General features: G+C 62.7%; 20 protein-coding genes. 5 read left to right on the top strand and 15 right to left on the bottom strand.

Going from position 1 to position 20,099, the window contains the following annotated elements; translation table 11 throughout:
- From BLU46_RS04750 to BLU46_RS04735, 4 genes are all read right to left on the bottom strand, one after another.
- On the bottom strand, nucleotides 1–1,572 hold the full coding sequence (locus BLU46_RS04750) for an aldehyde dehydrogenase (NADP(+)) (protein ID WP_093199112.1): 1,572 nt from the start codon (nucleotides 1,570–1,572) through the stop codon (nucleotides 1–3).
- A gap of 178 nt (nucleotides 1,573–1,750) precedes the next feature.
- On the bottom strand, nucleotides 1,751–2,698 hold the full coding sequence (locus tag BLU46_RS04745) for a dihydrodipicolinate synthase family protein (RefSeq protein WP_093199109.1): 948 nt from the start codon (nucleotides 2,696–2,698) through the stop codon (nucleotides 1,751–1,753).
- A gap of 38 nt (nucleotides 2,699–2,736) precedes the next feature.
- Entirely contained in the window at nucleotides 2,737–3,663 is a 927-nt protein-coding gene (locus BLU46_RS04740) for a 4-hydroxyproline epimerase (RefSeq protein WP_093199105.1), read from the bottom strand.
- 30 nt (nucleotides 3,664–3,693) lie between these two features.
- Nucleotides 3,694–5,310: an APC family permease gene (locus BLU46_RS04735; protein WP_063031706.1), complete on the bottom strand. Its 1,617-nt coding sequence runs from the start codon at nucleotides 5,308–5,310 to the stop codon at nucleotides 3,694–3,696.
- A gap of 211 nt (nucleotides 5,311–5,521) precedes the next feature.
- Here BLU46_RS04735 and BLU46_RS04730 point away from each other — a divergent pair, with 211 nt between their 5' ends.
- Complete coding sequence (locus tag BLU46_RS04730) at nucleotides 5,522–6,298, top strand: AraC family transcriptional regulator (RefSeq protein WP_172834516.1); 777 nt, start codon at nucleotides 5,522–5,524, stop codon at nucleotides 6,296–6,298.
- Nucleotides 6,299–6,563: 265 nt separating this feature from the next.
- The gene (locus tag BLU46_RS04725) at nucleotides 6,564–6,989 is read left to right on the top strand and encodes a GNAT family N-acetyltransferase (protein WP_063031704.1); all 426 of its coding nucleotides are present in this window, start codon (nucleotides 6,564–6,566) and stop codon (nucleotides 6,987–6,989) included.
- On the opposite strand, the gene BLU46_RS04720 is transcribed toward BLU46_RS04725, so the two are convergent.
- The 9 genes from BLU46_RS04720 to BLU46_RS04680 form a co-directional block, all read right to left on the bottom strand.
- Nucleotides 6,986–8,338, bottom strand: a complete 1,353-nt coding sequence (locus tag BLU46_RS04720; RefSeq protein WP_063031702.1) for an ATP-binding protein — start codon at nucleotides 8,336–8,338, stop codon at nucleotides 6,986–6,988. The two genes, BLU46_RS04725 and BLU46_RS04720, sit on opposite strands and share 4 nt — an antisense overlap.
- On the bottom strand, nucleotides 8,314–8,979 hold the full coding sequence (locus BLU46_RS04715; protein WP_063031701.1) for a response regulator transcription factor: 666 nt from the start codon (nucleotides 8,977–8,979) through the stop codon (nucleotides 8,314–8,316). The genes BLU46_RS04720 and BLU46_RS04715 overlap by 25 nt, the downstream gene beginning before the upstream one ends.
- Before the next feature lie 85 nt (nucleotides 8,980–9,064).
- Nucleotides 9,065–9,499 (bottom strand): hypothetical protein, encoded by a 435-nt coding sequence (locus BLU46_RS04710; protein ID WP_093199101.1) that lies wholly within the window; start codon nucleotides 9,497–9,499, stop codon nucleotides 9,065–9,067.
- 19 nt (nucleotides 9,500–9,518) lie between these two features.
- Nucleotides 9,519–10,283, bottom strand: coding sequence for a COG4705 family protein (locus tag BLU46_RS04705; RefSeq protein ID WP_093199097.1), 765 nt, complete (start codon nucleotides 10,281–10,283; stop codon nucleotides 9,519–9,521).
- 58 nt (nucleotides 10,284–10,341) lie between these two features.
- Nucleotides 10,342–11,397 (bottom strand): ABC transporter ATP-binding protein, encoded by a 1,056-nt coding sequence (locus BLU46_RS04700; RefSeq protein ID WP_093199091.1) that lies wholly within the window; start codon nucleotides 11,395–11,397, stop codon nucleotides 10,342–10,344.
- Nucleotides 11,394–12,992, bottom strand: a complete 1,599-nt coding sequence (locus BLU46_RS04695; protein WP_093210117.1) for an ABC transporter permease — start codon at nucleotides 12,990–12,992, stop codon at nucleotides 11,394–11,396. Before BLU46_RS04695 ends, BLU46_RS04700 begins: the two co-directional genes overlap by 4 nt.
- A gap of 3 nt (nucleotides 12,993–12,995) precedes the next feature.
- Nucleotides 12,996–14,012: an iron ABC transporter substrate-binding protein gene (locus BLU46_RS04690; protein WP_093199086.1), complete on the bottom strand. Its 1,017-nt coding sequence runs from the start codon at nucleotides 14,010–14,012 to the stop codon at nucleotides 12,996–12,998.
- A gap of 177 nt (nucleotides 14,013–14,189) precedes the next feature.
- A complete protein-coding gene (locus BLU46_RS04685) occupies nucleotides 14,190–14,693 on the bottom strand; it encodes an SPOR domain-containing protein (RefSeq protein ID WP_063031691.1) in 504 nt (167 codons plus the stop codon).
- 103 nt (nucleotides 14,694–14,796) lie between these two features.
- Complete coding sequence (locus tag BLU46_RS04680) at nucleotides 14,797–15,342, bottom strand: DUF4410 domain-containing protein (protein WP_017478821.1); 546 nt, start codon at nucleotides 15,340–15,342, stop codon at nucleotides 14,797–14,799.
- A gap of 332 nt (nucleotides 15,343–15,674) precedes the next feature.
- Here BLU46_RS04680 and BLU46_RS04670 point away from each other — a divergent pair, with 332 nt between their 5' ends.
- Genes BLU46_RS04670 through pcp form a run of 3 tightly spaced genes read left to right on the top strand, consistent with a single transcriptional unit; the run spans nucleotide 15,675 to nucleotide 17,990 of the window.
- The gene (locus BLU46_RS04670) at nucleotides 15,675–16,388 is read left to right on the top strand and encodes a DUF969 domain-containing protein (protein WP_093199082.1); all 714 of its coding nucleotides are present in this window, start codon (nucleotides 15,675–15,677) and stop codon (nucleotides 16,386–16,388) included.
- Nucleotides 16,385–17,335 carry a DUF979 domain-containing protein gene (locus BLU46_RS04665; RefSeq protein WP_063031687.1) on the top strand — a complete coding sequence of 317 codons (951 nt, stop codon included), beginning with the start codon at nucleotides 16,385–16,387 and terminating at the stop codon, nucleotides 17,333–17,335. Before BLU46_RS04670 ends, BLU46_RS04665 begins: the two co-directional genes overlap by 4 nt.
- A 7-nt stretch (nucleotides 17,336–17,342) precedes the next feature.
- Entirely contained in the window at nucleotides 17,343–17,990 is a 648-nt protein-coding gene (gene pcp / locus BLU46_RS04660; RefSeq protein WP_093199078.1) for a pyroglutamyl-peptidase I, read from the top strand.
- Here pcp and BLU46_RS04655 read toward each other — a convergent pair.
- Together BLU46_RS04655 and BLU46_RS04650 are read right to left on the bottom strand one after the other, a co-directional pair.
- Complete coding sequence (locus BLU46_RS04655; protein WP_063031682.1) at nucleotides 17,983–19,395, bottom strand: heavy metal sensor histidine kinase; 1,413 nt, start codon at nucleotides 19,393–19,395, stop codon at nucleotides 17,983–17,985. The genes pcp and BLU46_RS04655 overlap by 8 nt on opposite strands.
- Nucleotides 19,392–20,063, bottom strand: coding sequence for a heavy metal response regulator transcription factor (locus BLU46_RS04650; RefSeq protein ID WP_063031680.1), 672 nt, complete (start codon nucleotides 20,061–20,063; stop codon nucleotides 19,392–19,394). Before BLU46_RS04650 ends, BLU46_RS04655 begins: the two co-directional genes overlap by 4 nt.
- Nucleotides 20,064–20,099: the final 36 nt, after the last annotated feature.

The raw sequence follows: 20,099 nt of genomic DNA, 5'->3' as shown, positions 1-20,099 counted from the left end.
CTAGGCTTCTCTCTGACCGTCGAGCAAGCGCCGCAACAACAATGGATTGCCATGTTGCAGTGCCGTCGGCAGCAAGCCGTCCGGGAAATCCTGATAGCACACCGGCCGCAGGAATCGCAGGATGGCGGCGGTGCCCACCGAGGTGGTGCGCGAGTCCGAGGTGGCCGGGAAGGGCCCGCCATGCACCATTGCATCACAGACTTCCACGCCGGTCGGCCAGCCATTCACCAGCAAGCGACCGGCCTTGCGTTCCAGGGTCGGCAGCAATGCGCGGGCGGCGTCCAGATCGTCGCCATCCAGATGCAGGGTGGCGGTCAACTGGCCTTCCAGGTGTTCGCTGACCTGGCGGACTTCATCGGCGTTGGCACATTGCACGATCAAGGAGGCGGCGCCGAAGATCTCGGCCTGCAGGCCGTGGTTCGCGAGAAAATCTTTTGCGTGGGTCACAAACAGGTGGGCCTGGCCTTGGTTCGGGCCTTGCGCCGCCAACCCTTTGCCCGCGACATGAGCCTGCTTCGCCAGCACGCTGATGCCGTCTTCATAAGCCTTGAAGATCCCCGGTGTAAGCATGACCTGGGCAGCGCTGCCCTGAAGCAGATTGGCAGCGCTGTCGATGAAGTGGTCCAGCGCCTGCCCCGCAACAGCAATCACCAGTCCGGGATTGGTGCAGAACTGGCCGGCGCCTTGGGTCAGGGATGCGACAAATCCCTGGGCCAAAGCTTCACCGCGTGCGCTCAACGCGGCGGGAAACAGGTAGACCGGATTGATCGAACTCATCTCCGCATATACCGGAATCGGCTCGGGACGCGCCTGGGCCGCTTGGCACAAGGCGATGCCGCCGCTGCGCGAACCGGTGAAACCCACGGCCTTGATACGTGGGTCACAGACCAGCGCAATACCCACTTCGCGTCCCGAGCCGTATAACAGCGAAAACACACCGTCAGGCAAGCCACATTGCTGAACGGCCTTGGCCACTGCGCGACCCACCAGTTCGCTGGTGCCAGGATGCGCTCCGTGAGCCTTCACGATTACCGGGCAACCGGCCGCCAGTGCCGAGGCGGTATCACCGCCGGCCACCGAGAATGCCAGCGGAAAATTACTCGCACCGAACACCGCCACCGGCCCCAGCGGCACCTGGCGTTGGCGCAGGTCCGAGCGGGGCAGGGGCTGGCGATCAGGCTGCGCGGTATCAACCCGCACATCCAGCCATTCACCCGCGCGCACGGTGCGGGCGAAGGTGCGCAGTTGGTGACAGGTGCGCCCGCGCTCGCCCTGGATGCGTGGGCGGGGCAGGCCGGTTTCGGCCATCGCCCGTTCAATCAGCTCATCGCCCAGGGCTTCGAGTTCATTGGCGATGGTTTCAAGGAATTCGGCGCGAGCCGCCAATGGCGTTTCGCGGTAGGTATCGAAGGCACTCCATGCCAACGCGCAGGCTTGTTCCACATGCTCGGTGGTGCCGCCGGCGTAGGCGGGTTCCAGTGCAGTGTCGGTGGCAGGATTGATCGCCCGGATTGCCTCGCGGCTGCCTGGAATGGAATGCTGACCAATCAGCATGGTGCCCGTCAGAGTCATGGCGTAGTCCTGAAAGTAAAGATGGGCTTGGCAAAGAGAATCCACTGTGGGAGCTGTCGAGCCCGAGCGAGGCTGCGATGCAGGCGCTGCGGTCTGGCAGGTACAGCGCGGTGATCCCATCGCAGCCTCGCTGGGGCTCGACAGCTCCCACATTTGATCTTTGCTGCCTTGAGTAGTGTTAAACGACGTTTTGCTCAGCCGACCAGTTGGCATACCACTGGCGGAACAGCCCGTACTGGTTCTCGGCATAACGACGCTGGGCATCGCTCAGGGCATCGGTCTCGTTGAAGTGCAGGGTGTATTCCTTGTCGCCGTTGAGCACCATCAGATGCTTGTAGAACAGCACCAGGTCGCAGCCTTCGTCAAAGGACGACAACACCGCCAGTGCCGACTCCAATTCACGCGCCTGGCGGCGTGCGGTGGCGTCGCCCTTGGCGGCTTTCTTGCTCAGGGCCACCAATTGCAGGACTTCCCGTGGCAGCGCGTTGCCGATGCCGGTGATCGCGCCGGTGGCGTTGCAGTTGACGAAACCGTGGACCACCTGGGTATCCACGCCCACCATCAAGGTCACCGCATCATCTTTGGAGGTGATGTGTTCGGCCGCGTAACGCAGGTCTGCAGCACCGCCGAATTCCTTGAAACCGATCAGGTTCGGGTACTCGCGACGCAGCTCAAAGAACAGGTCGGCGCGGGTGGCGAAGCCGTAGTAAGGGCTGTTGTAGATCACCGCCGGCAGGTTCGGCGCTGCCTTGAGGATGGCCGCGAAGTGATCCTTCTGCGCCGTCGCCGAGGCGCCACGGGACAAAACGCGCGGGATGACCATCAAGCCGTGGGCACCGACCTTCGCCGCATGCGCCGCATGGGCCACCGCTTCACGGCTGTTGACCGCGCCGGTGCCGACGATGGTCGGTACCCCGGCAGCCACCAGGCGCGCCACGCCTTCCTGGCGCTCGGCTTCCGTCAGCAACGGCCAGTCGCCCATGGAGCCGCAGTACACCACCGCGCTCATGCCGATATCGATCAGTTCGCGGCCCTTGGCGACCAGGGCGTCAAAGTCCGGTTTGCGCTGGGCGGTGCACGGGGTCATCAGGGCGGGGATGCAACCGGTGAAGATATTGGTGTTCATTGTTTCAGCTCCAGTTTGATTGAAGGGGCGGGGGCGGTTCAGATGCCCCACGCGAAGGGATCCTGTTCGTCGATCAGCAAGGTGCTGTCGGCGGTCATGTAGGCGCGGCCGGTGATGGAAGGGCGTACACGCTCGCCTTCCCATTCATAGCTGCCTTCGAATTGGCTGCCGGTGATGCTGGCTTGTATCCACGGTTCACCGGCGGCGAGTTTGCCGTCGGCCGCCAGGCACGCCAGCTTGGCGCTGGTGCCGGTGCCGCAGGGCGAGCGGTCGTAGGCTTTGCCCGGGCACATGACGAAGTTGCGGCTGTCGGCCTGGGCGTCGTCGGCGAACAGTTCGATATGGTCGATCAGCGCGCCGTCTTCACCGTGGATGCCCTGGGCTTCGAGGGCCTTGAGCATCGCCCAGGTGTAATCGGTCAGGGCCTCGACGTTGTCCATTTGCAGCGCCTGCCCGTGTTCGGAAACCAGGAAAAACCAGTTGCCGCCCCAGGCGATATCGCCGTAGACCCGGCCATGCCCGGGTACGTCCACTGGCACCTGCTGGCGATAGCGGTAGGCGGGCACATTGCGCAACGTCACCGCGCCGTCGGCGTGCAACGTGGCGCTGACCGGGCCGACCGGCGTGTCTATCTTGTGCACCCCCGGCGCGATCTGCCCCAAGTGATGCAGCGAGGCAACCAGGCCGATGGTGCCGTGGCCACACATGCCGAGGTAGCCGGCGTTGTTGAAGAAAATCACGCCGCAGGTGGCATCGGCCGAGACCGGCGCGCAATACAGCGCGCCCACCAGTACATCGTTGCCACGGGGCTCCAGCAGGCACGCTCTGCGCCATTGGTCATGGTGAGTGCGCAGGTTGTCGAGCTTGTCGGCAATGGTCTCGCCGGCCAACTCGGGAAAACCTGTCATCACCAGGCGCGTGGGTTCGCCGCCAGTGTGGGAATCAATGATGTGAACTCGTTTCATAGAACAATCCATTCAGTGGTTGGCTGAGGCTCAGGAAGCCAGCTGCACGCGGCCGATGTCGGGCTCAGGGGCTTCACTTTCGTCATCTTCGGTTTCCAGGCGAACCAGATGCGCCGGCACGCCGGTGGCCGCGCCCCAGTAATAAATACCCAGCGCGCAAGCGGCGACGACCAGGGTGTCGAATGGATGGCTGAGGATGCCCAGGCCACCAAAGCTGCCGAGCTTCGACAGGATGATGGTCACGGCATAGAAGCCGATCAGCCAGGCGGAGGAGCGAACCTGGCGGCCCAGGCTCAGGTGCAGGGTCGGCACAAAACGGCCGCACAGCAGGTACACCACAAACATCAGGATCTGCAGGCCGAGCAGCCACGACACGGTGCTCCAGCCCGACCAGTAGACGATCAGCGCGGCGATGATGAACGACAGTGGGCCGAGCAAACCCATCCACTTGACCCGGAACGGGCGCGGCAGGTCGGGCGCATTGCGGCGCAGTGCAGCCACGGACACTGGCGCCACGGCGTAGCTCAGCACCAGTGCGGCGGACACCACGTTGATCAGCGCTTCCCATGACGGGAAGGGCAGGGTCCAGAACACCGACAGGCCAAAGGTCAGCCACAGCGCCGGGCGCGGGATGCCGGACTTTTCATCAATGCGCGTGAAGATTTTGAAGAAGGTCCCGGTTTGCGCCCAGCCGTAGATCACCCGTGGCGTGGCGTTCATGTAGATGTTGCCGCAACCGCTGGGGGAGATCACCGCGTCGGCCACGACGAGGTAAGCCAGCCAGCCCACACCCAGGGCGAGGGCGATGTCGCGGTATGGCAGGGCCAGTTCCTTGGCGACGCCGGCCCAGCCGTTGGCGAGCATTTCGGTGGGAATGCCGCCGAGGAATGCGGTCTGCAACAGTACGTAGATCGCGGTGGAGAGCAGCACCGACAGAATCAGCGCAATCGGAATGGTGCGTTGCGGGTTCTTCACTTCGCTGGCCACCGAGATGATCGGCGTCAGGCCCAGGTACGCGAAAATCACCCCGCCGGCAGACACGGCCATTTCAATGCCCGACAGGCCGAACGGCGCAAAGCCTTGGGTATGGAAATTCTCTGGCTTGAAGAAGGTGAACAGCACGCCGATCACCAGCAGCGGCACGATGAACTTGAACACGCTGACCAGGTTATTGGCCATGGCGAAGGTCTTCACGCTGCGGTAGTTGAGGGCGAAAAATAGCGAGAGCAGCGCAAATTGCACGAACCAGCCGAGGACGGTGGGGTTGCTGGAACCCGCCTGCGTCAACTCGGGAAACCAGGCCGCGGCGTATTGGCGCGAGGCGACCACTTCAATCGCCACCAGGCTTGAAAACGCGATCAGCGTGATAAAGCCCATCAGGTAGCCCAGCAGCGGGCCGTGGGAGTAAACCGGGTAGCGCACCACGCCACCGGCGCGGGGCAAGGCCGCCCCCAGTTCGCAGTACACAATGCCCAGCAGCAACACGGCGAAGCCGCCCAGCAACCAGGAAAAAATCCCCGCCGGCCCGGCGATGGCAGAGACGTGACTGGCCGCGAACAGCCAGCCCGAACCGAAGATCGCTCCCAGTCCGATAAAGGTGAGGTCGATCAATGAAAGCTGTTTCTTGAACTTGCCTTGGGCTGACATGGCGGCGCCTTCTTGTGGGTTATTGGATAGGCATGCAGTGGCCATACAGTGAACCCATCAACGGCGCTGCGATTGATGTTTTGCGCAAGCTGCGATGACGAAATCAGCACAGTTTCGATCACTCGACACGCAGGCGCCCATGGGGCAATCTGCTCGCCAGGCACCGCCCGCCGGGCGTCTGGTCTATCCGCTGAAAGCAGGAGAAAGCGTCATGATGCAGAGCGCGTTCGCAACCCTGTGCCAAGGGCGCGAGTCCGACCGTCCGCACACCATCGAAGAATTACTGGCCGGCGTCAGGCTGCTGTTGCCGATGCTGGACGTGATTCCCAATGCCGCGATCTTTATCAAGGATGTGCAGGCGCGCTACGTATTGGCCAACCGCACCCTGGTGCAGCGGTGCGGGTTGAAGGACTTGCAACCGTTGCTCGGGAAAACCAGTGCCGAGGTCTTTCCCGCGCAGTTGGGGCCCGGCTATACCGAACAGGATCGACGGGTGCTGGAGCAGGGATTTGTGCTGGAAGACCAGCTGGAATTGCACCTCTACGGCACCCGCGAGCCGGGTTGGTGCCTGACCCACAAATGGCCGCTGTACAGCCGCGACGGCGCGATTATCGGCCTGGCGGGCATCTCGGTCGACCTGCAAACCGCCAGCGAAACCCACCCGGCTTATCAACGGCTGGCGGCGGTGGACGAGCACATCCGGGCGCATTTCAATCGGCGTGTCACCCTGGGTGAATTGACGCGGATTGCCGGGATTTCAGTGGCGCAGCTGGAGCGCTACTGCAAGCGCGTATTCCACCTGACGCCGCGCCAGATGATCCAGAAGGTCCGCCTGGAGCATGCGCATCGCTTGCTGCATACCGAGCTGCCGATCACTGACGTGGCGTTGCAGTGTGGGTACACCGACCATAGTGCGTTTACCCGGCAATTCAAGGCGTTGACCGGGTTTACGCCGCGCCAGTATCGTCAGGCGACCGGTGGGCAGTGATGTCTAATTGGATCTACGTGAATGTCATGAGCAGCGGTGGCGCCAACAAGGAGGGTGCCAACGCTCTTCGCAGTTGCGCAAATCTGGTCAGTTTTATCCCTGCCGTTGGCGCGATTTATCAAGTCATCCAGTCCGTGCCCGTGAGTGGCTGCGTGGTGGATATCACCGACAAAACTACCGGGCACTCTCCTGATTCGTTCAGAAGAGAAGCGGTCGTGCCCGTCTTCAACCATAGCCGTGTTCAAACTGTCAGGAGTCCAACGAGATGGAATCGGCGATAGAGTTATCTTTCGAGGTTACCGAGCAAGAGCGCCAGGCCATTCTCCAGCCGCTGCGGGAATACAACATCAGCCAATGCGGCGAGAACCCGTTCGAAACCTTCGGGTTGTTGTTGCGCGATCCCGTGAGCGAGGAAGTGGTAGGCGGCCTCTACGGGAAAATCTCCTATGGCTGGATGTTCGTTGAGCTCTTGAGCGTGCCGGAATCGCTGCGCACCCAAGGCATGGGGTCGCGGCTGATGCGCGCGGCGGAGGCGCTGGCACGAGAGAAGGGCTGCGCGGGGATCTGGCTGGACACCTTCAGCTTCCAGGCGCCCGGGTTCTACCGGAAGCTGGGTTTCAGCGAGTTCGGGCATATCGCCGACTACCCGCCAGGGCACACGCGCCACTTTTTCCAGAAGCATCTGGCTTAGCGCTTACAGGCAAGGCTCACCGTGACACACAACCCGGTGTTGTTGATTTCATCGGTGAAGCCCAATTGCACCCGCGCTCCGGTTCGCTCGGCGATCGCCTTGACGATCGAAAGGCCGAGCCCCGAGCCGGCTTCTTCAGTCCCCAGGCTGCGATAAAACGGATCAAACACCCGCGCTTGTTCATCGGCCGCGATTCCCGGCCCGGTGTCCTTGACCTGCAACCGCGCGAAGCCCTGCACCTGCTCAACCGACAGATCCACTCGCCCGCCTTCGGGGGTATAGCGGATCGCGTTGTCCACGAGGTTCTTGACCAGGGTGAACAGGTCCAGCTCGTTGATAATGACCTGCACGTCCTCGACACTTTCCACACCGATATCGATGCGCTTGCGTTCCGCCAATGGCAGCAGGTCTTCCAGCACCTGGCGATACACCGTGTGTACGGAGACCGGCGCCTGTGGCCGGTTTGCGGCAGATTGCGCGGCGGCCAGGGTCAGCAACTGATCGATCAATTTGCGCCCGCGCTCAATGCCCCGAATCAACGGCAGCAGGCGGTCGCGGGCTTGGGTTGGCATCTCGCTGGCCGACAGTCGCTCGGCTTGCAGCGACAGCGCCGTCATCGGCGAGCGCAGCTCATGGGCGGCGTCGGCAACAAAGCGCCGCTGGCTGTCCATGGACTGCGCAACACGTTCGAGCAGGCGGTTGATGGCGACGACAAATGGCCGTACCTCGGTGGGCAAATGCTGTTCATCAATCGGGTGCAGTTCCTGTTCGGCTCGCTGGTCGATTTCCGCCGCCAGGGTGGCGATGGGGCGAAACAGTTTGCGCACCAGGTCGCTGACCACCAATAGCAACACCGGAAACAGGATCAGGAACGGCAACAAGCTGCGCCAGGCGCTCTCGCGGGCGTCCTTGTCGCGGCCGCCGGTTTCCTGGGCGACGGCAATGCGCTCACCGCGTGCGGTGGTGCGGACCAGCACGCGAAACGCTTCGCCGCCGACCTCGACCGTGGACAAGCCATCGGCCAGGCTCGTGGGAAGCGGCAGCGGTATCACCTCATCGTTGCCGGCCACTGCATGCTTGCCATCGGCCAGGTATTGAATGATCACCCTAGACTCTTCGTCATCGCCTTCGATGCCTTGGCCTTCGGGGTAGCGCAGGGTCATGTGCTGGCGGTCGAACAGCACGGCGACCTGGCGCAGGGTATCGTCCTGCAGTTCGTGGGCCTCATCGAAAGCCGAGACGAACGCGAACACGCTGGCGAGTGCCGCTACCAGCAGAATCGCCAGCGCCAGCGCCACGGAAAGCCTGAGCTGGACGGACTCGGTCAAACGTTTTTTGAAACCATCCATCCCATGCCCCTGACGTTCTTGATGACGTGGCTGCCCAGCTTGCGCCGCAGGGCGTGGATTAGAAACTCGATGGCGTTGCTTTCCACCTCATTGCCCCAGCCATACAGGCGGTCTTCGAGTTCGCTGCGCGAGAGGATTGCTCCCGGACGGATCAACAAGGCCTGCAATAGCGCGAACTCGCGGCTGGAGAGGGCCACGCCGCTGTGTTCGTCGGTGCTGGCTTCCTTGGAGAGCAAGTCCAGTGAGACCACGCCATTGCCCAGCAAGGGCAGCGCGGCGCCGCCCTTGCGCCGCAGCACCGCGCGCATGCGCGCCAGCAGTTCGGCCATGTCGAAGGGTTTGAGCAGATAGTCGTCAGCGCCGCCGTCGAGGCCGCGCAACCGGTCGTCGAGGCTGTCCCGGGCGGTGATGATCACCAAGGGCACAGGGTTGTTGCGCGCGCGAATACTGGACAGCACGTCGAGACCGTCCTTGCCGGGCAGGCCGAGATCCAGCAGCACCAGGTCGTAGGCATGGGTGTCCAGTGCGGCGAGGCCGGTGAGGCCGTTCTTGACCCAGTCGGCGGCGTAGCTCGCGTCGGTGAGGGCGCGCTGGATTGCGTCGCCAATCATCGGGTCGTCTTCAACCAGCAATATCCGCATGAAGCGCTCCTGCATGAAAGAGGCGCGAGGGTGGACCGTCGCGCCTGTAGTGAAGCACCTATGGGGCGGTTTGTCCGCCGAGGGGTTATGGCTTGGCCTTCATCGAGTCAAACGCTTGCATCAACGTGTCCATGGCGGCCTTGCAATCGACCTGGTTCGGGGTGCCGGCACGCAGCGCGTCCAGGGCGTGGTCGATGGCCTTGTCCAGCACATGCCAGTCACTGGCGGCGCGGGGTTTGATCCCGGCTTCGGCCGAGTCCCAGGTGGTTTCCAGGTCCTTGATCCGGGCTTTGGCGCCGGGAAGGTCATTCTTGCTGACGAGGGCGGTCACGTCCGCCGCGATGGTGCGGAACTCGCTCAGGTCGCCCAGTTTCGAGCCCGACTGACTTTGGGTGGACACGGCATTGCCAGTGGTTGCAGCCGGCTTGTCGGCAGGTTTCGAACAGCCGGCGGCGATGCCCAGCAAAGCGATCGACGAGACGATGGCAACGCGGCGAATAAGGTTGTGTGCAATACGCATGAGGACGTTCCTGATGGAGTTATTGAGTGATGGATTTACGGTGGCCGACGCTGATTTGGGCGGCGGTCACCAGCAGGACGATGACGCAGAGGAAGATCGCGCTGGTCCAGGTGGCGCCCATGCCCAGGCCGCCATAGGTCTTGGCCTGGGTCAGCAAGTCACCCAGTGACGCGCCGAACGGACGGGTGAGGATGTAGGCGATCCAGAAAGCCGGCACCACGTTGGCCCCCATGCGCCAGGCCAGCAGCATGGCGGCGATCAGGGCGGCGAAGATCACGGCACCAAGGGTGAAACCCAGGCCCAGTGCCTCGGTAGCCAGGTCGCCGGCGGCGGTGCCGAGGGCAAAGGTGCAGAGCACCGTGGCCCAATAGAACAACTCCCGTCGCGGGGTGACGATTTCACGGATCGAGAGGGTGTGCTCCGACCGGTACCAGACCAGGAAGTTGACTGCCAGTAACACCGAGAAAATCGCCGTGCTGGTGTAGAGGCTGACGTCGAGTTTGTCGGTGAGGATGTCGGTAATCTGCGTACCGACGATGCTCACCAGCACCACCGTCAGCCAGTAGATCCAGGGCGTGTAGGCCTTGGTGCGCAGTTGGTAGAACAGCGCGATCGCCAGCAGCGTCGCCATGCCGACGCTGGTCCAGCCGACGCCGAAACCGGCGTCGACGGCGAGAAAGTCGGCGCCGGTTTCGCCCACGGTCGTCGACATTACTTTGATCACCCAGAATGACAGCGTCACCTCGGGCACTTTGTTCAGCCAACGGGCTGCTGTGGCATTCATCGGGGTTACCTCTCCTGTACGCGGCAAGTGGCGCAGGGGAGAAGGTACGGCACGACACTTAGCTGGGACTGAGGTCCGTCAGTACGTGTGCCCGGCCTACGGTTGTGAGGTGCACGACACTGCCGGTCGGCGGTGCCTGCAGCCCGGAACTGCGCACCAGCAAGGATCGACCTGTGCCCGATTGCAGGGCCACGGTCAGGGTGCAGGTGTTGCCGCCAAAATCACGCTCGGTCACCACGCCCTGACAGCCTTCAGTCGCTGGCTCGCCCAGGCTGATGTGCAGTTGCTCGGGGCGCAACATGATCTGTGCCAGCCCGTGGTTACCCAGGCTGTTGACCGCGATGCGGCCCAGGTCGCAATGGGCCCAGCCACCTTCGATGCGGGCGGGCATCAGTACGGCATCGCCGAGAAACAGGGCGGTCTGTTCGTCCCTGGGAAACTGATACAGGTCCATCGGATTGCCGGATTGCACCAGGCAACCCTGACGCATCACCGCCAACTGATCGGCGAACGACAGGGCTTCGCTCTGGTCGTGGGTCACCAGAATGGTGGTCACACCCGCGTCTTCCAGGAGCCTGGCGACCATTTTGCGCATCGCCGCGCGCAAGCCGGTATCCAGGGCGGAAAAGGGTTCATCCAGGAGCATCAGCCGTGGCTGTTGTGCCAGGGCCCTGGCCAGCGCCACACGCTGTTGTTGGCCGCCAGAAAGCTCATGGGGCCAACGCTTGGCCATGCTGGCGTCAAGCGCCACGCTGTCCATCAGTTCGGCAATTCGCTGTTGCCGCACATCGCCCTTGGCTTTGAGGCCGAAGCCTATGTTGTCGGCCACCGTCATGTGCGGGAACAACGCGCCATCTTGCGGCACGTACCCGATCAGGCGTTGATGGGCCGGGACTTCATGCTGCTCATCCACCAGTACCTGGCCATTGAGGGTGAGGCTGCCGGAATCGGGAAATTCGAAGCCGGCAATCATCCGCAGCAAGGTGGTTTTGCCTGAACCGGAAGGCCCGACGATAACCGTCCGGCTGCCGGTGGGCACTGACAGGTTGATGTTTTCCAGGGCGCGTTGGGTGCCGAAGGATTTGCAGATCGCGGTGAGTTCGAGAGCGTTCATCGGCCAGCCGTGCGTTTGGATTGGTGATAAAGAAGACCGGTCAGCGGCAGCGACAGCAGGATCATCAGCAGCGCATACGGGGCTGCGGCTGCGTAGTCGATTTCACTGGTCATGGCCCAGAAACCGGTGGCCAGGGTGCGGGTACCGTTGGGGGCGAGCAACAGGGTAGCGGTCAGCTCGTTGGTGATTGCCAGGAACACCAGCGCGGCCCCGGCGGCGGCACCCGGTGCGGCCAGGCGCAAGGTGATCAGCCATAGGGCGCGGCCAGGAGAACGGCCGAGGCTGCGGGCCATGTTTTCCAGCTCTACCGGTGCCTGGGCGATACCGGCGCGCAAGCTCACCAGCGCCCGTGGCAGGAACATCAGCATATAGGCCAGCAGCACAGTGATCGTGGTTTGGTAAATCGGCCGGGCGAAGTGGATAGTCACCGTCACCAGGGCCAGCGCCACGACGATACCGGGCAGCGAGCTGGTGATGTAGTTGCAGCTTTCCAGCACCCGCTGCAAGCGGCCTGGTGCACGAATCGACAGCCAGGCAATCGGCACCGCTGCGCAGGTCGTCAGCACCGCACCGGCGATGCCCAGCAGCAGGGTTTGCTCCAGCGCCGGCAGCAATTCCCCCAACTGCCAGACCTCGCGGCCACCGGCAATCAACCATTTGCCCAGGGTGATCAGCGGCACGCCGAGGGCCAGCAGGCAGGTCACGGTTTGCAGGCCCAGGGCGAGGGCGGTGGTGCCCGCCTTCAAGCGTACGATTCGCTGTTCCCGTGCGCTGCCCGAGCCGACACGGGCGTAACGGGCATTGCCCCTTGCTGCGGATTCGGCGGTGAGCATCGCCAGGCAACACAGCGCGAGTACCGCCGCGAGCATGTTGGCCGCCGGGCCATTGAAGGTGGACTTGAACTGATCGAAGATCGCCGTGGTGAAGGTGTCAAAGCGGATCATCGCGTACAGCCCGTATTCGGCCAGCAAGTGCAGGCCCACCAGCAGCGCGCCACCGCAGATCGCCAGGCGCAATTGTGGCAGCACCACCCGGAAAAACACCGCCCAGGGTTTTAGCCCGAGGGATTCGGCCACGTCCTCGATGGCAGGGTCGAGCCGGCGCAGTGTCGCCGCCACTGGCAAGTAGAGAAACGGGAAATAGGCAATCACCGACACCAGCACGCCCGCCGGCAGGCCGTGAATCGATGGCACCAGGCTGACCCAGGCGTAGCTGTGAACAAACGCCGGTACCGCGAGCGGCGCGACGGCCAGTAGCGACCAGGCGCGACGCCCGGGCAGGTTGCTGCGCTCCGTGAGCCAGGCCAGCGCGACGCCCAGCACCACGCACAGGGGCAGGGTGATCAGTACCAGCAACACGGTATTGACCAGCAATTCGCCCACTCGCGGTCGTAACACCAAGGCAGCGATCTGCGCCCAGCCAATCTGCCAGGACACGCCGATCACAAAGGCTATCGGCAACAGTGCCAGCAGTGAGACCCATACGGATAAACCGGTCACCCACGCGCCGCCGCGGCCTTTGAACAGGCCACGGGAGCGTCGGGCAGAATGGGCGGGCAGCGCGTGCGCGATACCCGGCGGCAGGGATTCAGGCAGCAATCAGAGCAGTCCGGCCTGGGTCATGAGTTCGACGGCTTTTTTGCTGTCGAGTTTGGACGCGTCGACTTTCGGTGCATCGAGTTGCGCCAGTGGCACCAGTTTCGGGTTCGACTGGGCACCCTGGCCCACGGCGTATTCGAACGAGTTACCGCTCTCGAGAATCGCCTGGCCGTCTTTGCCGGTGATCCATTTCAGGAACGCCTGCGCTTGTTCCGGGTGTTTGCTGGAGGCCAGCACGCCGCCACCGGAGATGCTGACGAAGGCACCCGGGTCCTGGTGCTTGAAATAGTGCAGCGCGGTGTTCTTGCTGTTTTCGCCGGTCTTGGCCTGATCGACGAAGCTGTAGTAGTGATAGATCACGCCGCTGTCGACCTGGCCGGCGTTGACGGCTTTAAGCACTGCGCTGTTGCCGCGATAGATGGTGGCGTTGGCTTTCATCGCCTTCAGCCAGTCGAGGGTGGCGGCTTCGCCTTTGAGCACCAGCACGGCGGCGACGATAGCCTGGAAGTCGGCACCGGCCGGGGAGGCGGCCCAGCGGCCTTTCCAGCTTGGCGCGGCGAGATCGAGCAAGGACTTTGGCAGGTCAGCTTCTTTCAAGGTGTTCGGGTTGTAGACAAATACCGTGGAGCGTGCGGCGATCCCCAGCCACTTGCCTTGGGCCGGGCGATAAGCGGCGCCGACCTGTTCCAGCGTGCCCGGTGCCACGGGCGCGAACAGCCCTGCGTTATCCACCAGCACCATGGCCGGGGAGTTTTCAGTGAGGAATACGTCTGCCGGCGAAGCGCTGCCTTCCTGGACGATCTGGTTGCCCATCTCGGTGTCGTCGCCATTGCGCACGGTCACCGGAATGCCTGTTTCCTGGGTGAAGCCTTCAACCCAAGCCTTGGTGAGGCTTTCGTGTTGGGCGTTGTAGACCACGATGCCCACCGAGTCGCTCGCCGCATAGACATGTCCGGCGCTGACCAATGCAGTGGCCAACAGGGCCTTTTTCAGAAAGGAAGGGATGCGGGTAATCATGCCGGGCGAACTCCTGGGCTCTTATCGTTGGGCGATGCAATTAATTCCCGGGCAATAGGAATCATTTGCATGTTTTGGCGCGGCGAATGTAGAGCGGGGAATGAGAAAAAAACGTCAAATAAATCGTTAATCCTCGTGATAAGAACTCGCGAAGCGGGTCTGCATCATGGCAGGGCGTTATCTCGCTACAGACCGCCAGGTCACCAGGCCGTCCAGGCCATGATCGGACTTCAAGTACCGAAGCACATTCTGCGCCTGGGCCTTCTCCTCAAACGGGCCGACAAAGGCGTGAGGTGCTTCATCGAGCACGGTGGGTACATCGAGCGCCTGCAACTGCGCAACCAGCTCGCCAAACGCTGTGTCGGTATCGGCGGAAAGACGCACGACCCAGCCGCTGCGATATTTCAGGGGGATGGGCTCTACCTCGGCGCCACAGTGCTTGCAGTGCGCGGCGGCGGCTTTGATCGGGCTGGAACAGGCAGGGCAGGGGCGCAGGTCTTCGTGTACCAGGGCGTCTACACCGGTCTTGGGAACGCGTGGCATCAGCAGGAGGACGATCAGGGGGATCAAGGGCACGAACAGCCCTATCGCAAACCATCTTGGCCCTGATCTGCCGCGCTCGCTGGCGAGGTAGGCGGTCACGGCGGTGACTGCCAGCCAAAGGGAAAGGTAGATGCTCATGTGCACGTCCTTGTCTTGATTTAGCGGGAGTGATGGCGACGCTGAGCCTGTTCAGCCCCGCGTCGCCATCGGCAGCGCAAACAACAGGGAGGCCGCCAGGTGCTTACTGCGCCTTGGCGTTCTTGATGTCCGCAATCACCTGCTTGGCAATCGCCTGGACCTGCTTCTGGGTCATGGCCGACGCCACGCCTTCCCAGGCTGATGACTCGGTTTCATAAGTGCGTGCGCCCAGCGGTGCACCGGATTTCAAGTCGGAAAAGTCAGCCTTCGAGAACACCCAGGCATTACCCACCAATGCCCCAGCAGCGTAGCGGCTGCCGGCCGTCAGGTAACGAAACTTGCTGACGTTAATGGTGATGCCCACCCCGTCGGCACTGCCGGTGTTGATGGTGGGTGTTTCCTTGAGGCTATAACCGGCTTGTTGCGCCTCGGTTTGCAGGGCCGCGCCCCATTGTTGCTTGAGCAGTGGCCAGTCCTGGTTTTGCTCGACAGTGGTGTTGCCCTTGAAGCTCACGACCAGGTTTTGTTTAGCCGATTCCGGGATGGCCAGGGTGTCTGCACCACCGCTTTTTACCTTGGCTGCACAGCCACCCAGCATCGAGAGGGCAACAGCGAACGACAGGGCGTAAAGCGCCTTGGAGGTTTTCATTGAATTTCCGTATCCACAACAATTGAGAAAGGGGGAGGCCACCGCATCGGATGGGGCGGCTACGATGCTTGAACCTCCCGGCGTCTGGCAAGCGATGACTGCCAAATGCCCTCTAACACTTCAAACACCCACAAACTTTATTGGATTGCAGCAACAATTTTTCTTGTTGGACACCTCCCTCCCCAAGCAGCAAAGATGCCGCCACTGACGCTCGACCTTCCAGGTCAACAATAAAAAATCGAGCCGGGCTGCACGCCGTTTTCTTGCAGTGAACCCTTTGTTCACTACCTGCTTTACTGGCGCCGCAGCGCGCACTTAAGGACCTCACCACCATGCAAACTGTTGTGAACCTATGGCCGCTGATTGGCGTACTCGTCATCGTGGTCGGCTTTGTGTTGCGCTTCAATCCGCTGCTGGTCGTCACGGCGGCAGCGATTGCCACCGGGTTTGCCGCCCACTTCCCGCTGGAAAAGATCCTCGCCACCATGGGCGACGGCTTCCTCCAGACCCGCGCCTTGCAATTGATCCTGTTGTTGCCCCTGGCCGTCATCGGCTTGCTGGAGCGCCATGGCTTGCGCCTGCATGCGCAAAACTGGATCGCGCGCTTTGAGCGGGCCACGGTCGGGCGCTTGCTGATCATCTATCTGTTTGTGCGTGAATCCACAGCGGCCATGGGCCTGACGAGCCTGGGCGGGCACCCGCAGATGGTGCGCCCGTTGCTGGCGCCGATGGCGGAAGGCGCGGCGGAAAAACGCTATGGCAAACTCCCCGACAAGCTTCGCCACAAGGTCCTGGCCATGTGTGCTGCGACCGACAACGTGGGGCTGTTCTTTGGCGAGGATATCTTCGTCGCCTTTGGTGCGATTGCGCTGATGCACACCTTCCTGCTGGGTTCGGGGATTGATGTCGAGCCTCTGCACATCGCGGTCTGGGGCATCCCGACGGCGATCTGCGCATTCATTATTCACGCCATCCGCTTGCATCGCTTTGACCGAATGCTGACCCGAGAGCTGTCACCGGCCAAGCAGTCGGAGTCGGTGCAATGATCATTTCCATTGAATACCTGTATTGGCTGGCTGGCATTCTGCTGGTGATCACCTCCGGGATGATCCTGATGGATCGCACCCACCCCAAGCGCTGGTCGAGTTCGTTGTTCTGGCTGTTGTTTGCCATTCCGTTCCTGGTGGGGGAGCGTCTGCCCTCGGTAGTGGTCGGCGTGGGCGTGGTGGTGATGGCGCTCATCGCGGGCCTGGGCGGCGTAGGCCGCGGCGCGCATGCCCAGTTGCATGACAAGGCCGCACGGGCCAGCGCTGGTCGCCTGGGGCATAAACTGTTTATCCCGGCCTTGGCCATTCCGTTGACCACGGTGATTGGCTCGGTGCTGCTCAAGCACACCGAAATAGGCGGCGTGCCGCTGCTGGACCCGAAGAACACCACCTTTGTCTCCCTGGGCATCGGCTGCCTGATTGCACTGGCGCTGGCCTGCTGGCTGACGCGGGACACCCCGGTGCAAGCCCTTCGCGAATCCCGGCGCCTGACCGAAGCACTGGGCTGGGCGATGGTGCTGCCGCAGATGCTGGCGATGCTAGGGTTGTTGTTCAACGAAGCGGGCGTGGGCACGGCCGTGGCGCACATCACCACCACCTACATCAACCTGGATTACAAGCTGGTAGCGGTGATGGTGTATGTGTTGGGCATGGCGCTGTTTACCGTGATCATGGGCAATGGCTTTGCCGCCTTCCCGGTGATGACCGGCGGCGTGGGTGTGCCGGTGCTGGTGGGTATCTACGGCGGTAACCCGGCGGTGATGGCCGCCATTGGCATGTTCTCCGGTTACTGCGGTACGTTGATGACACCCATGGCGGCCAACTTCAATATTGTCCCGGCAGCGTTGCTGGAGCTGCCGGATAAAAACGCGGTGATCAAGGCGCAGATGCCGACCGCGTTGATGATGCTGGTGGTCAATATTGTCCTGCTTTACCTGCTGATGTGAGGCTGTAATGCGCACTGTATTGCTGACGGGTTTCGAACCGTTTGACCAAGACCTTATCAACCCGTCCTGGGAGGCGGTACGCCTGTTGGAGGGTGTGCAGTTGGGCGCTGATGTGCGGATTGTCGCGCGGCAGTTACCCTGTGCTTTTGCCACGGCGGGCGAGCGCCTGGCTCAGCTGTTGGCCGAACATCGCCCGCAGATGGTCATTGCGGTCGGGCTGGGCCCCGGGCGCAGTGATATTTCCATCGAGCGGGTCGCGATCAACCTCAACGACGCGCGTATTCCGGACAACCTGGGTCAGCAGCCTGTCGACACGGAAGTGGTGCCCGGCGGCCCTGCGGCCTACTTCGGTACCTTGCCGAGCAAGGCCATGGTGAGGGCCGTGCGCGAGGCCTGCATTGGGGCCAGCGTGTCGCAAACCGCCGGCACTTTCGTGTGCAATCAGGTGTTCTACCTCTTGCAGCACGCACTCGCCGGATCAGGGGTACGTAGCGGTTTCATCCATGTGCCGTGGCTGCCCGAACAGGTGGCGGGCCGCGTACCCGAGCCGCCCTCGATGGCATTGCCGATGCAGGTTGAAGGGTTGCGGATTGCGCTGCTGACGGCCTGGAATACCCCGGTGGATATCACTGAAGCGGGTGGGCAAGTCAGCTGAGGTTTTCGGCTTCGCGTCCCGGGAAAAACAACGCGAAGCACGTCACACCGTCCTCGCTGCTGACGCTGTAGCGCCCGTTGTGCAACTGCATGATGGTCGCGACGATGGACAGCCCCAGTCCATTGGAGTGCGCCGAGCGTTCCCGGGATTCATCCACCCGATAAAACCGCTCGAACAACCTCGGCAAGTGCTCCGCCGGGATGGTTGCCCCGTGGTTAGTCACCGTCAGGCTGATGCCCTCGGCGCCGGGCGTGGCCTGAATCAACAGCTCGGAACTCGGCGCACCATATTTGATGGCGTTGGCGCACAGGTTGGCCAGGGCGCGGCGCAACAGCATCGGTTCGGCCCAGATCACGCCTTCGCCCTGGGCAAGGATGCGGATGTCGACATCGCCCGCCAGGCCTTCGAAGTAGTCGGCCATGCGTTCCACTTCATCGGCCGCATCCAGTTCCTGGCGTTGGCGCAGGGCGCTGGCGGGGTCGGTACGGGCCAGGAACAGCATGTTGTCGAGCATGCGCGCCAGGCGTTCAAGCTCTTCGACGTTGGAGGCCAGCAGTTGCTGGTAGGCCTCGACGCTGCGGTGTTGCTGCAACGCCACCTGGGTTTCCCCCAGCAAATTGTTGATGGGCGTGCGCAGTTCGTGGGCCATGTCGGTGGAGACCTGCCCCAGTTGCACAAAACCCTTGGCCAGGCGTTCGAGCATGGTGTTGAACGAGTCAATCATCGGCAGCAGTTCTTTCGGTGCGCCCTGGCTGTCGAGGCGCGCGGCGAGGTTGCCGACGCCGATGCCTTGGGCATGCACCGCCAGGCGCCGCAACGGCAGCAAGCCACGATGCACCATCAGGTAACCGACCACCGCCAGTACCAACGCGGCGATGCTGGCGAGGATATAGACACTCAGCCGGTAGCTGGCGAGCACGGCGGTGCGCTCGGTCATCAGGCGCCCGGTGGTGACTTGCAGGCTGCCCAGGTCGCCCGAATCAATGGTGGCGGCCAGGGTGGAGAAGGGCACGCCATTCACCCCGGGCAAGTGCTGCACGTCGGCGAATTCCAGGGTGTGGTCCCTGGGTACCGGTTTGACGGTGGGCATGTCGATGTTGCCGGGGTTCACCTCCAGCAGCGGCTTCTGCCCGGGCGCGGCAATGCTCAGCACCGATTCGCGGTTGCCGAGCATGTTCTGGAACAGCTCTGGCTTGGTCTTGATCAGGTCCAGGGTGTTGCTGTCGTTCAGCAGGTTGCGCAGTTGGTCGACGCGGTAAATCAGCGCGGCATCGTCCCGGTGGACCAGCTCGCGCTCAAGGTCGCGGTACAGCGCCACGCCGAGGGTCGCCAGCAGGGCGAACGCCAGTAAGGCAAAGATCAGCGCCAGGCGCAGTGTCAGGGAATAATGCCGAGGCTTACTCATGGCTGCGTATCGAAGCGGTAGCCGATGCCGCGCACGCTGTGGATCAGCTTGAGCTGGAACGGGTCGTCGATTTTCAGGCGCAGGCGGCGCACGGCCACGTCGACCACATTGGTGTCGCTGTCGAAATTCATGTCCCACACCCGCGAGGCGATCAGCGAACGCGACAGTACCTGGTCCTGGTGGGTGGCGAACAAGTGCAACAAGGCGAACTCCTTGTTGGTCAGGGTGATGCGCACACCGCCGCGGGTGACGCGGCGCTTGAGCACGTCGATCTGCAGGTCGGCGATCTGCAGTTGTTCTTCTTCACGGCTTGGCCCGCGCCGGGTCAGGGTGCGCAGGCGCGCCACCAGTTCGGCGAAGGAAAACGGCTTGATCAGGTAATCGTCGGCGCCCAGTTCCAGGCCCTTGATGCGGTCGGCAATGTCGTCCCGGGCGGTGAGGAACAGCACCGGTGTGTCGGCTTCCTTGCGCAGGCGACGCAGCACTTCCCAGCCGTCCATCTTCGGCATCATCACGTCCAGCACGATCACGTCGAACGGGGTTTCCAGGGCCTGGTGCAAACCGTCCACACCGTCGCGGGCGAGGCTCACGGAGTAACCCAGTTCCTGCAGGCCGTTAAGCAGGTAGTTGCCCGCCTTGGGCTCGTCTTCGACTACGAGGATATTCATGGGAGTTGCCCTGGTGATGTGCCGGTGTTTCGTGGC

It is taken from the genome of Pseudomonas yamanorum, assembly GCF_900105735.1.
GTDB lineage: Bacteria > Pseudomonadota > Gammaproteobacteria > Pseudomonadales > Pseudomonadaceae > Aquipseudomonas > Aquipseudomonas yamanorum.
The sequence above is the reverse complement of the archived record's forward strand: the minus strand, read 5'-3'. Positions and strand labels throughout refer to the sequence as shown.